The 15,289-nt window shown below is 41.1% G+C and carries 10 protein-coding genes and 1 pseudogene; 7 read left to right on the top strand and 4 right to left on the bottom strand.

Features of this window, described 5'->3' with window-relative positions:
• Nucleotides 1–162 precede the first annotated feature (162 nt).
• On the bottom strand, nucleotides 163–2,331 hold the full coding sequence (locus tag AACU25_RS18490; RefSeq protein ID WP_096578051.1) for an FAD/NAD(P)-binding protein: 2,169 nt from the start codon (nucleotides 2,329–2,331) through the stop codon (nucleotides 163–165).
• 374 nt (nucleotides 2,332–2,705) lie between these two features.
• On the opposite strand from AACU25_RS18490, the gene fosX reads away from it, so the two are divergent.
• Together fosX and AACU25_RS18480 are read left to right on the top strand one after the other, a co-directional pair.
• On the top strand, nucleotides 2,706–3,113 hold the full coding sequence (gene fosX, locus AACU25_RS18485) for a FosX/FosE/FosI family fosfomycin resistance hydrolase (protein WP_096578049.1): 408 nt from the start codon (nucleotides 2,706–2,708) through the stop codon (nucleotides 3,111–3,113).
• 239 nt (nucleotides 3,114–3,352) lie between these two features.
• Nucleotides 3,353–4,498 carry an acyltransferase family protein gene (locus tag AACU25_RS18480; protein ID WP_096578047.1) on the top strand — a complete coding sequence of 382 codons (1,146 nt, stop codon included), beginning with the start codon at nucleotides 3,353–3,355 and terminating at the stop codon, nucleotides 4,496–4,498.
• Between the two features lie 370 nt (nucleotides 4,499–4,868).
• Here the strand turns inward: AACU25_RS18480 and trmFO are convergent, their stop codons facing one another.
• Complete coding sequence (gene trmFO / locus AACU25_RS18475) at nucleotides 4,869–6,182, bottom strand: FADH(2)-oxidizing methylenetetrahydrofolate--tRNA-(uracil(54)-C(5))-methyltransferase TrmFO (protein WP_096578045.1); 1,314 nt, start codon at nucleotides 6,180–6,182, stop codon at nucleotides 4,869–4,871.
• Between the two features lie 125 nt (nucleotides 6,183–6,307).
• Nucleotides 6,308–7,924 (bottom strand): mechanosensitive ion channel family protein, encoded by a 1,617-nt coding sequence (locus tag AACU25_RS18470; RefSeq protein ID WP_096583865.1) that lies wholly within the window; start codon nucleotides 7,922–7,924, stop codon nucleotides 6,308–6,310.
• 555 nt (nucleotides 7,925–8,479) lie between these two features.
• Here AACU25_RS18470 and ahcY point away from each other — a divergent pair.
• A complete protein-coding gene (ahcY, locus tag AACU25_RS18465) occupies nucleotides 8,480–9,757 on the top strand; it encodes an adenosylhomocysteinase (RefSeq protein ID WP_045871100.1) in 1,278 nt (425 codons plus the stop codon).
• Nucleotides 9,758–10,212: 455 nt separating this feature from the next.
• Nucleotides 10,213–10,551, top strand: a complete 339-nt coding sequence (locus AACU25_RS18460; protein WP_096578043.1) for a hypothetical protein — start codon at nucleotides 10,213–10,215, stop codon at nucleotides 10,549–10,551.
• A gap of 83 nt (nucleotides 10,552–10,634) precedes the next feature.
• On the opposite strand, the gene AACU25_RS18455 is transcribed toward AACU25_RS18460, so the two are convergent.
• Nucleotides 10,635–11,168 carry an MgtC/SapB family protein gene (locus tag AACU25_RS18455; protein WP_096578041.1) on the bottom strand — a complete coding sequence of 178 codons (534 nt, stop codon included), beginning with the start codon at nucleotides 11,166–11,168 and terminating at the stop codon, nucleotides 10,635–10,637.
• Nucleotides 11,169–11,407: 239 nt separating this feature from the next.
• Between AACU25_RS18455 and AACU25_RS18450 the strand changes: the two genes are divergently transcribed.
• From AACU25_RS18450 to AACU25_RS18440, 3 genes and pseudogenes are all read left to right on the top strand, one after another.
• Nucleotides 11,408–11,782 carry a hypothetical protein gene (locus AACU25_RS18450; RefSeq protein WP_096578039.1) on the top strand — a complete coding sequence of 125 codons (375 nt, stop codon included), beginning with the start codon at nucleotides 11,408–11,410 and terminating at the stop codon, nucleotides 11,780–11,782.
• Nucleotides 11,736–12,293 (top strand): annotated as a pseudogene (locus AACU25_RS18445) (sensor histidine kinase); the annotation flags it as partial. The gene AACU25_RS18450 and the pseudogene AACU25_RS18445, both read left to right, overlap by 47 nt.
• 388 nt (nucleotides 12,294–12,681) lie before the next feature.
• The gene (locus AACU25_RS18440; protein WP_096578036.1) at nucleotides 12,682–14,916 is read left to right on the top strand and encodes a CHASE2 domain-containing protein; all 2,235 of its coding nucleotides are present in this window, start codon (nucleotides 12,682–12,684) and stop codon (nucleotides 14,914–14,916) included.
• The last annotated feature ends 373 nt before the right edge of the window (nucleotides 14,917–15,289 follow it).

Raw genomic sequence — 15,289 nt, 5'->3', positions numbered from 1 at the left:
CTACTGAATAATGTTAAATAAAGAGACGCAATATATTGCGTCTTTTATTTAGACTCAAGAGAATATTAGCTAGCCTATTTTACTTAATGCTGGAGTTATGTAATTTTAGTGGTAACCTATCCAGCAAGTAGGATGCGTTGATAACGCATCCTACATAATGGTTCAAATTTGATAATCTAACCTCACTAAAACTTTCCCTCCACGTTGGTTGGCGGGTATGGCTTCCGACATCTTTTGCGGATAAGGAAGGTTTAAATTGTTCATTAGTTCAATAAATTGGCTGCGGGTACGTCCCAAAAACCGAGGATTCCAGCGTTTTTCTTCACCAATTGTCGATACTGTTCTCCCTTGATAGTCGTGTCCGGGAAATACCCATGTGTCATCTGGGAGGGTAAATAGCTTTTGGGTGACGACATCATACAATAATCCAGCATTACCATTTTGGAAGTCGGTACGACCACAACCCCCGATAAATAAAGCATCTCCGGTTAACAGGTGAGTACCGTTAACGAGGTAAGCCATGTGAGAGTCGGTATGTCCGGGAGTGGCGATCGCTTGAATTTGCACAGAACCTAATTGTAAAATCTCACCATCAGCAATATAGCGATCGCTCGGCACAGTCTTATCGGGTAAAACACTCCAACAACCTGTAAACTGTCTTAGTTGAGCTGTTCCGGTAATATGGTCAGCGTGAATATGGGTCTCTAAGCAGTAAAGTAAAGTCAAATCCAGCTTTTGCAAGACTTGCAAGTCACGTTCTACCTGTTCTAGTACCGGATCTACCAAGATTGCGGCTTTGGTTTGGGGATCTGCAATTAAGTATGTATAGGTACTCGATTCTCGATCAAACAGTTGACGAAATAGCATAGCAGGTTTGGGGAAATCGCTCAATGGATGGAGAGCGAACCAATCTCTTTCCATAGCGTAGGATCTGGGATTGAGAGATTTCAGTAACTCTTGAGCCAAAGCTGCTGCTTGAGAGCGAATTTCTGGAACTGCTGTAGTTTCCCAAAGATCGCCTTTGCGTGGTGTTCCTAGAGTATAAAGTCTGTCGGAAACTTTTCCTTGAGCATTAATTACCGCACCGTTGGCGGCTGTATCAATCCCCATTGACAAAGCATGAGGGCGAATCAATCCTTGGGCTTGTAAGCTGGTAATCAGTGGATTTTCTAACCTCTTATAGTTGCAATTTGAACCTGTGCAATTAATAATTCGGTTCACCTGTAAAACAATATCTGCTTGGGTTCGCCGTTCACAAATTTTCACTTCAATTGCATTATCTACTTGCTGACAAATCTGAATCCGCCCACCATAATAATTTAGTTGACCAGATTGGAGTTTGCTATCTAATAGTTCAGCAATTTCTCCTGCAATCCGGTGGCGATAAACTTCCCAGTAAGCTTTGACATGGCGGAGAAAGCGCCGCTGTTCTGCAAGTGGTAGTGTTTGCCAAAGTTGTTGCGTGAGTGGGCGGATAGCATCAATTACCGCCCGCCAATCATAACCGTAAATAGCTGCTGTTTTAATTTCTCGACGTACTAAGCACAGTAACCCCCGCGCTGTTTTGGGCGCAGTTGCTAAGTCCAGATATTCAGGATAATAAATTGTCGCTTGGTGGCGTTGGGGGGTTAATCCATGACGAGAAACAGCATGAATTTTTCCCCGGAATCCTTGCTGATTTAAAGCCACAACTGCATCAACCATTGTTAACCCAGTTCCTACTAACAGAATAGAATCATCTGGGCGCAGATTGCTAATTGCATCAGTTGACCAAGCATCTTTAACATTGGGATGATTATTTCCTAGGGCTGCAATAGGTTGTGGTAGCGAAGCTGGAAAATTCCCCAAGGCGAGGACAACTTTTTGCACGTGTAGAGATTTACCGCTACTTAGTTCAATTCTCGTACTGTATGCAGTGGTTTCAATTGCGATCGCTTCATCGCAAATTCTCTCTAAACTTACATGAGTCGGCGCATTGGCTTCAGCTTCATTTAAAATCGCCTGTATATATTCTCCATACACCTGACGCGGTGCAAATGTCGATGCAGTCGCTTCGGTATATCCATTTTTATGCAGCCAGGTTAAGAAGTGTTGAGGTTTATCTGCAAAAGCGCTCATCTTTAGAGCTGGTACGTTGAGCAAATGTCCTGCAACTGACGTACTATATGCGACTCCTTTACCAATTTCTGCTCTTCGTTCAATTAACTTAATAGAAATTGGGATGGTTGCATTTCGCAAAATATGGGCTGCAACAAGAGAACCACTAAACCCACCCCCAATAATTGCAATTGTGGCAGGAGAAACAGTTAGGTTCAAAATATAGTTGTACATAATATCTATGAAATAAACTTGTTGCTACATACTTTCTAAATTTAGAATAGTTAAATTCCCTTGTATATCTGTTTTTTGACTCAGTATATTAAGTAAATATAAACCCCACTTATGCTGGGGAAAAAGGTGTCATTTTCTATAAAACTATAATTTTTCAGTTGAGATATTCTATATTGATAAATTGCTGACTCTGAAAATTCCATTAAATAAGTAATTAGCGGTTTTTCGGCTATACTTTCTCATCAAAGACGATGGACATAGGAGGATTTTTAACTAAGCAGCCATTAACTGATTTTGACGTAAAAATTTTTTAATGCAATTGTCAAAATTTGCTGACAAAAATACTAGCTAATTCAATCTCTGGGGAAGGGAAAATGATTCAAGGTATCAGCCACATTACATTTATAGTCAGAGATTTAGACAAGATGAGCAAGTTTCTGACAACTGTATTTGATGCTCAAGAAGTCTATGCAAGTGGAGAGACAACTTTCTCTATTGCCAAAGAAAAATTTTTCCTGATCAATGGCTTGTGGATTGCGATTATGGAGGGTGAATCTTTAGCAGAAAAAACCTATAACCATGTAGCTTTTAAAATAGCTGCAGAAGACTATGAAATCTATACTGCAAGAGTGAAGAATTTAGGAGTTAATGTTAAAGAAGATAGAAAGCGTGTTGGAGGTGAAGGACGTTCTCTATATTTTTATGACTATGATAATCACTTATTTGAGTTACACACAGGTACTTTAAATCAGCGCTTACAAAAATATTTAAGTACTAAATAAATACTATGCGATCGCATCATTTTTGTGTCAGGCTGTACCACGCCTGAGTGAGTCCAATAAATCTCATCGCTCAAGGGGAATAGTAACTGTTGTTACTTCACAAATATTTTTGCCAAAATCACCCAGAACCCGGCTGAAATTCTGGCGCACACAGCACCATTGTGAAAACAGTTTTTTGCTGTCATGCTACTACTCAAGTTTATTCTATATGTGGAAACGCGCGTCCGTTGGAGGCTTAGATGAAAATATCTCAGCGCTGGAAATCTCTGGATGTATTTCGTGGTATTGCGATCGCCTCCATGATTTTAGTGAATAATCCCGGAAGTTGGGATAATATTTATCCACAGCTAGATCACGCCGAGTGGAACGGTTACACACCTCCAGATTTTATCTTTCCATTCTTCTTGTTCATTGTCGGTGCAGCAATGCCTTTTTCCCTATCCAAATACACAAAAGAAAACCGTCCTACAAAAGCAGTGTATTGGCGGATTGGGCGTAGAGCGTTAATTTTATGTGGATTGGGGTTATTTTTAGCGTTATTTTCCTTAACTTTAGATTTCTGGCTTAATGGTGCGCCTGCTTCCAAATTTGCCACAATTCGGATTATGGGTGTATTGCAACGGATTAGTCTCGCTTACTTCATCAGTGCGATCGCTGTACTCAATCTCCACCGTCGTGCTTTATGGATATTAGCGGCAATCTTGCTTCTTGGCTACTGGGCTGCAATGCAACTTATTCCGGTTCCCGGTTATGGTGCTGGTAACTTGACACCCGCAGGTAATTTGGTGGGGTACTGCGATCGCTTAATTTTAGGACAGCAACATTTATTAGGAGGAAAACCTTTCGATCCAGAAGGTTTACTCAGTACCTTACCTGCTGTAGTTACTGTTCTTGCTGGTTACTTTACTGGAGAATGGCTAAGTAAACAACCTCAGCAAAGTCGTACTAGCATTAATTTAGTGATTGTGGGAATGAGTTGCATTTTAGTAGGTCATTTGTGGGGCTTTTTATTTCCTATCAACAAACAATTGTGGACAAGTTCTTTTGTTATTTTCACTGCTGGTTTTGCATTGTTATTACTAGCTGCTTGCTATGAATTAATCGAAGTTCGCAATTTAAAGTGGTTAGGTTTTCCTTTTGAAGTTATGGGCTTAAATGCTATCTTCGCTTTTGTCGGTTCTGGTTTTATAGCCAGAATATTAATAAAAACGCACATTGGTAATGGTACTGATGCACCGACTACATACACTTGGATTTACGAGCATTTATTTAAACCTTGGGCGGGTGCGCTCAATGGTTCTTTATTATTTGCCATAACAACCGTAATTTTCTGGTGGTTGATTCTTTATTTCATGTATCGTCGTAATTGGTATTTTAAAATTTAGTTTTCACTAATTAGCAATGCTATGAAAAACCTAGATAAATATAGCCAATGTTTTCAAACTATTTTAGAGAATGTTTGTATAAAAAAGTTTTACCCCTAACTCTCGTGAAAATGAGGATTTTAAGAACTTTCACCTTTTTTAGTAGTTTATAAGCGTTAGGCTAATACCATTTTGAAAAAAGAATGCGACAGATGGGTAGGGGGGCAACAGTAAGATAATTCGATACACCACAAGATTGTAGATGTTCCCTACTAAAGAATTTATTTGTCGCAAACATTATTTGAATTGGTATAAGAAAACTAAGGGGTTTAGGAAGTTGAGCATTCCTAAACCCCTAACGGAGAACATTACAGTGATGAAGATGTCATCTTTACATTGCAAGCTTCCAGTTTGCTAAGTCAGCCAAAGAGCGATCGCGGTAACGTCCATAACGCTCTTGTTTATTCTTAATTTTTACACCCAATTCCGGGAAAATACCGAAGTTAGGCGGCATAGGTTGAAAGTGTTTGGGAGAGGCGGAACTGATAAATTCAAATAGCGCACCCATCATGGTTGTGGGTGGTAGAGTTAAAGTTTCTTTGCCTAAAGCTAATCTGGCAGCATTAATTCCCGCCAAGCAGCCACCCGCAGCCGCAGCGGTGTAGCCTTCAGTACCAATTAATTGCCCCGCCGCTAGTAAAGTAGGACGCTGTTTAAATTGCAGAGTGGGATGCATGAGTTGAGGTGCATTAATAAAGGTGTTGCGGTGCATCACTCCTAAGCGCACAAATTCGGCATTTTCTAAACCAGGAATTAATTTAAATACTCGCTTTTGCTCACCCCAACGCAGATTTGTTTGGAAGCCTACCATGTTCCAAAGTTGACCGGCTTTATCTTCTTGTCGCAACTGTACTACAGCGTAAGGGCGTTCTCCGGTGCGGCTATCAGATAACCCCACTGGTTTGAGGGGGCCATAGCGCATCGTGTCTTCCCCCCGTAAAGCTTGTTCTTCAATGGGGAGACAGGCTTCAAAGAATTTCGCGGTTTCGCGTTCAAAATCCTTCAATTCCGTTTGTTCAGCCTTGCGGAGTTCTTCCCAAAAATGCAGATATTGCTCTTTATTCATGGGACAGTTGAGATAAGCGGCTTCGCCTTTGTCATAGCGAGAAGCCATAAAAGCAATATCGCGGTTAATTGATTCTCCTACAACAATAGGGCTAGCAGCATCAAAAAAGCTGAGGTATTCCATCCCCGTTAACCGACGGATATCTTCTGCCAAATCTGGGCTAGTTAAGGGGCCAGTTGCCAAAACCACAATACCTTCAGGAATGGCAGGAACTTCCCCCCGGCGAAATTCAATTAAAGGATGACGAGATAATGTTTCTGTTAAATCTTGGCTAAATTGTCCTCTATCTACAGCTAGCGCGCCACCTGCGGGAACAGAGTGTTCATCAGCTTTGGCGATAACAATGGAATTTAGCTGCCGCAATTCTTCATGTAATAATCCTGTAGCGCGATCGCTTGCCATTGCACCAAAGGAATTACTACAAACTAATTCTGCCACGTGTTCTGTATGGTGGGCAGGGCTAAAGCGATTAGGACGCATTTCATGGAAAATCACCGGTACACCAGCCTGGGCAATTTGCCAAGCTGCTTCTGTCCCAGCTAGTCCACCTCCAATTACTTGTATCGGTTGTTTTTCCATATTTTGATTATAAGGGGATTGGGGAAGAGGCAAGGGGGCAGGGGGCAGGGAGCAGGGGAGAAAAGCAATTACCAATTACCAATTACCCATTACCTATTACCCTTGCCCAATGCCCCATTCCCTAATTAATTAGCTTTACCATTCTCTTGGAGTTGCTGCAATTGCATATCATTAATCCAGATTGCCTGTTGGGGAACAGGAATAAAAATTCCGGCTTGGTCGAAGGCGATTTTGAGACGGCGGCGGTATTCGCGCGCTACATCCCATTGTTTCAGGGGTTGGGTTTTAATCCAAACACGAATAATTAAACCGCGATCGCCAAAGTTATCAACTCCTAAAACTTTTGGTGTCTCTACAATCTGGTGTTTCCATATTGGATCTTCATCCATCTCTAAGGCAACAGTAGTAATTAATTTCAAAGCTTCGTCAACATCAGCTTGATAGTCTACGGGAATGGTTAAATCTGCCCTAGACCAACGGCTAGAAAGATTGGCAACTATTTTAATTTCACTGTTGGGAATGGTGATTAAGCGTCCTTCGGAGTCGCGAACTTGGGTCATCCGCAAATTTAAATTCTCTACTAAGCCTCCTACAGTACCGACATTAATCACATCGCCTAAGGCATATTGGTCTTCTAAAATAATCAAAAATCCGTTGATCGCATCTTTAATCAGGTTTTGCGATGCTAGGGAAACGGCAACACCAACTAAACTTGCACCCGCTAATAAGGGTAGGATATCTATCCCCAAAGCGATTAATCCTAACAAAAAGCCGACGCTGACACAGGTAATTGTGGCAATACTTTTAGTTACACCGGAAAAAGTAGAAACCCTTAGTTGTAACCGTTCCGAAGTTTCGGAGGCGAATAAAGCACCGCTACTGATGAGAGTGGAGGTAAAACGGTCAATCAGTGCATAACTAAAACGAATTACTACATAAGTGCCCAATGCTACAATCCCCAATCTCACAGGAATTTGAGCAGCTGAGAGAATTCCTAATTGCAGAACTCTGGTGTAGGGAAATAAACCCAAAATCATGAATGTACCACCACCCCAAATTCCAGCTTGAGTTAGCTGAAATAGGCGTTTTTTAACTTCGTGTAAATGCCGATGTTGCTGTTGATTTAGTTGTGTGGTGATTGGTTGGGTTTGGCGAGAAGTTGGCAGAATAGGCTGTTTGACATCATGTTGAGACCGACGTTGCCAACTATATACACCCCAACTAGCAGCCATCATTGCTAAGGCGATCGCAGCTGCTATTTTCCCTTGGTCAATTAAAAATTGCGTGTTCCGTTCTTGTTTTGCCCTTTGTAAGGCTTCTTGTAATGTATCTACTATTTGATTGGCTGAAAGTGTGGCATCTTCCTCACGCAGTCTCGCGTCTTCGGAAGTCACGGTCATCAGGTATTGACCGTTGATAGTAATTACAGGTGCTTCGTTAACTTTTTCTACCTGAACATTGACCGATTGTGCAGCTGAACGCAGGTAATTTTGGCTAATTTCATCCAAGTTTTGTTGAATATTTTGCGATCGCTCTGGGAAATTTATTCTAGTTGCAGCTATTTGGAACAACCTGCGACCGTCTAAATAGATCCAGCCTGTGACAATTCTATTGTCTGAATCTTTACTTACACTACTAGGAGTTGGCAAGCTAGGTAAAAAGGGAATTTGGGCTGTAGCTTTGGGTACAGAGACAACAGCGATCGCCATTGAACTCATTAGCGCCAAAAATTGAAAGCGCACTCCAACACCTCCTTGCTTAACATCTTTTATCAAATACCTGCCCAGCTATCCTCCACAATAAATTTAAGTAAATGTACCTATCTAAAGTTCAATTTATCCTTTTAGGTAGATGTGTTTAATTTTCTTGCTTATCTATCTTTAGGCAGATGACATCTTACGTTGTTTATTGTGAGCAATAACTACAGGAATTTTTGATATTACTCTGATCAAGGATAAATGAAATTTGGGCATTGGGCATGGGGCATGGGGCATTGGTCAATTGGTAATTGGTAATTGGTAACGGGTAATTGGTAATTGGTGTTTGTTATTTTTCCCCCTGCTCCCTGCTCCCCTGCTTTTTCCCAGTCCCCAATCCCCAATCCCCAGTCCCCAGTCCCCAATCCCCAGCCCCCAATCCCCTCCTTGTTGACATTCCCCCTGATTAAAAGTCAAGCTAGTTTAAAGAGCCATTGACTTGGTTTGGAGATTACAGCCAAAAATGGCAAGTCGTGGAATAATCTAGTACAGTACGTAAGAGATTGCGTACCTTTTTTGACTTTTTAGAGGACATTTTTGATGACCGCAACTTCTCCCCGATTAAAGCACGAGGTTAAAGACCTCGCCCTCGCTCCCTTGGGAAGACAGCGCATTGAATGGGCTGGACGCGAAATGCCAGTTTTACGGCAAATCCGCGATCGCTTTGCTCAAGAAAAACCCTTTGCAGGGTTGCGACTGGTGGCTTGTGCTCACGTAACTACAGAAACCGCACATCTAGCGATCGCTTTGAAAGCTGGTGGTGCAGATGCAGTGTTAATTGCTAGCAATCCGCTTTCAACTCAAGATGACGTAGCTGCTAGCCTCGTCGTCGATCACGAAATTCCTGTTTTTGCCCAAAAAGGCGAAGATAACGAAACTTATAACCGTCACGTCCAAATCGCGCTTGACCATCGTCCCAACATCATTATTGATGATGGTAGTGATGTGGTTGCCACCCTCATTCAACAACGTCAACATCAAATTGCCGATTTGATTGGCACCACTGAAGAAACTACAACGGGAATTGTGCGGTTACGCGCCATGTTCAAAGATGGTGTGCTCACCTTCCCTGCAGTGAATGTCAACGATGCTGATACCAAGCATTTCTTTGATAACCGCTACGGTACCGGACAATCTACCTTAGATGGGATTATCCGTGCCACAAATATTCTGCTAGCTGGTAAAACCATTGTGGTTGTTGGTTACGGCTGGTGTGGTAAAGGTACAGCCCTGCGCGCCCGTGGTTTAGGTGCGAATGTGATTGTGACCGAAATCGACCCCATTAAGGCAATTGAAGCTGTAATGGATGGTTTCCGCGTTCTGCCTATGTCAGAAGCTGCACCTCAAGGTGACTTGTTTATCACAGTTACAGGTAACAAGCACGTAATTCGTGGTGAACATTTCGATGCGATGAAAGACGGCGCGATCGTCTGTAACTCCGGTCACTTCGATATTGAACTTGACCTAAAATATTTAGCATCTCAAGCTAAAGAAGTTAAGCAAGTACGCCCCTTCACTGAAGAGTATAAATTACCAAGCGGTAAATCAGTGATTGTTCTAGGCGAAGGACGCTTAATTAACCTGGCGGCTGCAGAAGGACACCCCAGCGCCGTTATGGATATGAGCTTTGCTAACCAAGCTTTAGCTGTGGAATACCTAGTGAAGAACAAAGGTAAACTCGAACCAGGTTTACACTCAGTTCCTAGAGAAGTAGATGAAGAAATTGCCCGCCTGAAGTTACAGGCTTTGGGAATTAACATTGATACTTTAACAGCAGACCAAATTGAGTACATCAATTCTTGGACTTCTGGAACCTAAAGCGCACCCTAAAATTAAGGGAGACTAGCATAACTTAGGTTTTTCTATGGGATGGGCAATTGCCTATCCCATTTTTACAAGATGTAAAGCGCCGAAATTCTTAATAGAGAAATTGCGATCGCGCAGATACTATCTAATACTTGTCGGTTAAAGGCAAAAGGGGAAGGGGAAAAGGGGCAAGAAAAACCTTTAACCCTTACCCTTTCACCTTTTCCCCAAACTAAATTCCGAGTTGAAAATATTTAACCGAGCAGTATTGAGATACCATCAACTCAAATGCGTTGGCGTAGCCTGCCGCAGGCATCGCGGCTGCAACTTGACAAAAAAGCTGATAAATTTATGATTTTACGAAGATGCAGCTAACGCATATTCAATATTTCAAGTCAAAATCATAGAAGAGAGTTAGCATTGCAGGTCACTACCATTAGCTACTGGCAACAAATACTAAAGTAATCATGACCAAACCTATTTCTGAGAATTTTGATGAATCGCACTACAAGCCTGAACCACCAGAACAGTTCTTTCCTGCTCAACATCTCAAAGTCTACCAAACAAGCCCCACAGAGCAGCTATTAATTTGCGAATGTCAGAAATGCTTGGCACCACTGTCTATTGAAGTGGTGTTTATGACACCCCAAAACTCAAAGCCTCGTCCCAAAGGTAAAACCGACAGCAAACCAGATAATAGAGCGCAATGTCCTAATTGTGGACAAGTTCCCATTTATCTAGAAAGTTGTATTGTTAAATCAGTCAATCAATTACCAACTTCACCTTGGCAAAACAGCGAAAGTTAGATGTCAGCAATGAAAGATGTCCTATGAATGAGTCAAAAATCAAAACTTTTTGCATAAATCAGTTTTCATGCTGTAACTAAATGTTAATCATCATCATCATGTTCTTCAGTGGTGATTAACTCCTGATTGCCCTTTTTATTTTGATTACCTAGGCTAACGAAGGAGCGATTGAGTCTTTTCACTCCACTCAGCGTAATCAGCGTTAGCAACCCTCCTAATAATCCCATTTGCCATAAACCACAGCCAATTGCTGCACCCAATCCTGCTGAAGTCCAAACACAGGCGGCTGTGGTTAAGCCTCGAACTTTTGGCACATGAGATTTTCTAGGAGATTCTTGCAAAATTAATCCAGCACCCAGAAATCCTACACCTGTGGCTACACCCTGAATTGTCCGACTTAAGGCATTGGTAGCTGCATAAGGACTGTCACCTTCAGCTTGTAAGGGGATCATCACGAATAATGCTGCGCCCATACTTACCAACATAAAAGTTCTCATCCCCGCAGGCCTACCTCCTTGCTGACGGTTAAAGCCAATCAAGCAACCTACTAGAAGCGCCATCGCCAGTCTAAATGCTATATGTGGCCAATCATTGGCAGTAATAAACATTGATCCCATTGATCTATCACTCCTAACAATAGAAGGGAATTTTGTGCCTCTTATCAGTAGGCTCAAGGCTCAACAAAGTTTTCCGTAAAACTTGAGTTTTTAAATTGTAATTAGTTTAACAACCTAAAATCAATAAAGTTACCGTATTTACATAAATGGGTAACACACGCTTGATCGAAAATAGTTCTGAGGAAGAATTGACAACTCAACGCTGGGAACACTAAAGATAGTCTCAAGAATTTAGTGGTATGTTGAATATTCCCGGATACAAAATCAGTGAAGAACTCTACAACGGCTCTAGAACTCTGGTATATCGAGGATATCGAGAGATTGACTCACTGAAAGTAGTCATGAAACTATTGAAAAATTCTTATCCTAGCTTTAGCGAACTCTTGTTATTTCGCAATCAGTACATAATTACGAAAAATCTCAACTCACCTTTGATTGTCCAAGCCTACAGCTTGGAAACTTACCAGAATGGTTATGTGCTGGTGATGGAAGATTTTGGCGGGATTTCTTTGAAGCAATGGGGATTACAGCAAACCCAACAATCTCTGCAGCAGTTTTTAATTTTAGCGATCAAAAAATATTCGTACCAGTCTCCGCACTTTTTCTCGTCATGATAGAGATGACAAAGTCCCATTTAATTTACATGAGGGTATTGATAGCACTATTCTCATACTCAAACATCGCCTCAAAGCTAACGAACAACGCCCAGCTATTGAAGTAGCTACAAACTATGGTAATTTACCTTTAGTTGAATGTTTACCTGGGCAATTAAATCAGGTATTTATGAATATTATTGCCAATGCCATTGATGCCTTAGATGAGGGAAATATAGGACGCAGTTTTGCGGAAATTCAAGCCAATCACAACCAAATTACCATTACAACCTCAGTTGTGAAACAAAAAGCAATTATCACTATTGCTGATAATGGTAAAGGGATGACTGAGGCAGTAAAACAAAAGATTTTTGACAATTTCTTTACTACTAAAGCGGTTGGTAAAGGTACAGGATTAGGATTAGCGATCGCTCGCCAAATCGTCACAGAAAAACATGGCGGAACTTTGACTGTAAATTCCAGCCTAGGTCAGGGTGCAAAATTTGTGATCGCTTTACCTATTCACGGTTAATTTAGGTAACAATTGTTCGGATATATTGATGATTTAAAATATTTTTTTACTCATTTACAAGCCACTCTTAAGCAACTAACAATGCCCGTTCTTGATTCTTATACCATTTTGAAAAAAGAACGTGACAGATGGGTAGGTAGGGCACGGCATATATAATCTTGTGGTATACCAAATTATCTGACGGGTGCCGTGCCCCTACAAATAAATTATTGGTAGCCAAAATTATTTCAATTGTTATGACATATCAATAACGGGTATTTAATTTTGATTTTTCATCAATCAAACTAATTAAACTTTAATAACTTTCTGAAAAAATGGGTAACACATCGTTTACGATGCAGATATTTTGCGCTAACAATACAATACAAAATAATTTTGGTCTGGTTCAATGTGGACAAAGCTGAGACAGGTGCTTTGGCAATGGCGTAGCTTATTGATTATTACTCCTAGTGTTACCGGATTGATTATCTTACTACGCTTTTCTGGCTTACTTCAGTTTTTGGAGTGGGCAACATTCGATCAATATATGCGTTTACGCCCACAAGAATCACGTGACGATCGCATTGCAATTGTGGGTATTGATGAAACAGATTTACACGAACTAATTGGTCAAGACTATGTACCAGACCAGCTTTTAGCTCAGTTACTCGTGAAATTGCAAGCGAGAAAACCAAGAGTCATTGGTCTGGATATTTATCGCGATTTACCTGTAGACCCAGGACATACAGATTTAGCTAAGGTTTATCAAAGTTATCAAAATATAATTGGTATCCAACAAGTAACAGGTGCAGGCGTTCCCCCTTCTCCTTTATTGAAAGTTAAGGGACAAATAGGCGCTAATGGTTTACTGATTGATCCAGACGCGAAAGTGAGGCGTGGGTTTTTGTCGATTAGCGATCGCCAAGGGAAACAAATTTGGAGCTTTGGCATGATGCTGGCTTTACGATATTTACAGCCAGAAGGAATTCAGCCACCAGAAATTGATGCACCTATATATCGCCTAGGAAAAACTACATTTCCGGCTTTTGCTGCAAATGATGGTGGTTATGTAGGCGCTGATGCCAGAAGATATCAGATTTTATTAAACTATCGCGGGCCGAAACAGTCCTTTGAATCGGTTTCCATGTCAGATGTTTTGCTAAATCGTTTACCACCTAATTGGGGACGCGATCGCATTATCTTAATTGGGAATGTAGGAGAAATATTTGAGGATTTTGTTTTTTCTCCCTTTAATAGTGGTTTTCCTCTCGGTCTTGAACACACACCCAGAGTAGAAATCCACGCCAATCAGATTAGCCAAATTCTGAGCAGTGTACTTGATCAGCGTCCTTTAATTAAGACTTGGGCAAAACCACTAGAATGTTTGTGGATTTTATTTTGGTCTGGATTAGGTGCTACCTTAATTTGGCAATTACGATACACAGGGGGAATGAGCAAAGTCTCATTACCTAAAGTATTTGCTCCGGCGATCGCCGCAGGTGGGTTAGTGGGTTTTTCTTATAGTGCGTTTTTAGCCGGCTGGTGGATACCTGTGATACCGCCATTATTAGCTTTAGCCGGAAGTGCGATCGCAGTTACGGCTTATTTTGCGCGTATGGCTGGTTCTATACGTAAAACTTTTGGACGTTACCTAACTGATACAGTAGTTGCTAATTTATTAGAAAATCCCCAAGGTTTGAAGTTAGGTGGCGAACGGCGGAATATCACGATTCTCACCTCAGATATTCGCGGATTTACAGCCATATCCGAGCGCTTACCCGCCGAAGAAGTCATTAAAATTATCAATCTCTACTTGGGATACATGGCTGATGTCATTACCCAGTACCAAGGAACCATTGATGAGTTCATGGGGGATGGGATTTTAGTACTGTTTGGTGCTCCCACCCATCGCGAAGACGACGCAACCAGAGCGATCGCTTGTGCTGTAGGAATGCAATTAGCGATGCAAGCTGTTAACGAAACCATGAAACAACAAGGATTACCTAATTTAGAAATGGGGATTGGGATTAACACTGGTGAAGTTGTGGTTGGTAATATTGGTTCTGAGAAACGCAGCAAGTATGGAATTGTGGGCGACCAAGTTAACCTTACCTATCGCATTGAATCTTACAGTATTGGCGGTCAAATATTGATTTCTGAATCTACTTTCAAAGCGGTAGAAACAATATTAAAGATTGATGGGCAAAAACAAGTCCAACCCAAAGGTGTGCAACAACCCATCACAATTTATGAGATTAGCGGTATAGGTGGCAAATATAATCTTTACCTACCTCAAGAAGAAGAGATATTTTTAAATTTACCTGAAGCAATTTCCTTACAATACACAGCCTTAGATGGTAAACATCTTGATGGTACTATCATGCAGGGAAAGTTAAGCAAGCTTTCATTAAAGGGTGCAGAAATCTATCTTATTCAAGATGAAATTTCTACAGTATTAACACCTCTAACAAATATCAAGCTCAACTTACAAATGCCTAATACTGAAGTATTCAGCGATGATATTTATGCCAAAGTTTTAGAGCAATCAACCGATAATAGCTTTTGTATTCGCTTTACCAATAAACCACCGGAGGTAGAGAAGCAGTTAAGTATCATCTACCAAAATTTGCACAAGCAATTGTGAATTATAAATAAATAACGTCAGTTCGGGTTAAGGAGGTTTATTCAAGCTTAAATGTCTGAAACAACGCAAGCACGTTGAAATATCCTAGAATCAAGCAACGGTGTAATGAGGGTTTCAGCTTATCCCGAACTCAGGTTAAATACAGTTCAGTTAAGAAAATTAACTGCTAACAAAACCTAAAAACTAGTACCGCCGTGAATTCAAAATTCAAAATTCAAAATTCAAAATTCAAAATTCAAAATTAAGACAGAATAACGGTTTTGTTGATTTTGTAGACGCGGAGCGGTGAGCCAACGCGGTCTTGGGGGTTTCCCCCATGAGCGACTGCGAACCCGAAGGGCTTTCCGTAGGGTATGGTCTGTTTATTTACGCC

Source organism: Tolypothrix tenuis PCC 7101, from assembly GCF_963874875.1.
In the GTDB taxonomy this organism is placed as follows: domain Bacteria; phylum Cyanobacteriota; class Cyanobacteriia; order Cyanobacteriales; family Nostocaceae; genus Aulosira; species Aulosira tenue.
Note: the sequence above shows the minus strand (reverse complement) of the source record. Positions and strands in the feature narration are given on the sequence as shown.

Bases quoted from the DNA above. Each gene is read 5' to 3' on its own strand.
- AACU25_RS18490 (WP_096578051.1), bottom strand. From the start codon at position 2,331: ATGTACAACTATATTTTGAACCTAACTGTTTCTCCTGCCACAATTGCA.
- fosX (WP_096578049.1), top strand. From the start codon at position 2,706: ATGATTCAAGGTATCAGCCACATTACATTTATAGTCAGAGATTTAGAC.
- AACU25_RS18480 (WP_096578047.1), top strand. From the start codon at position 3,353: ATGAAAATATCTCAGCGCTGGAAATCTCTGGATGTATTTCGTGGTATT.
- trmFO (WP_096578045.1), bottom strand. From the start codon at position 6,182: ATGGAAAAACAACCGATACAAGTAATTGGAGGTGGACTAGCTGGGACA.
- ahcY (WP_045871100.1), top strand. From the start codon at position 8,480: ATGACCGCAACTTCTCCCCGATTAAAGCACGAGGTTAAAGACCTCGCC.
- AACU25_RS18460 (WP_096578043.1), top strand. From the start codon at position 10,213: ATGACCAAACCTATTTCTGAGAATTTTGATGAATCGCACTACAAGCCT.
- AACU25_RS18455 (WP_096578041.1), bottom strand. From the start codon at position 11,168: ATGGGATCAATGTTTATTACTGCCAATGATTGGCCACATATAGCATTT.
- AACU25_RS18450 (WP_096578039.1), top strand. From the start codon at position 11,408: ATGTTGAATATTCCCGGATACAAAATCAGTGAAGAACTCTACAACGGC.
- AACU25_RS18440 (WP_096578036.1), top strand. From the start codon at position 12,682: ATGTGGACAAAGCTGAGACAGGTGCTTTGGCAATGGCGTAGCTTATTG.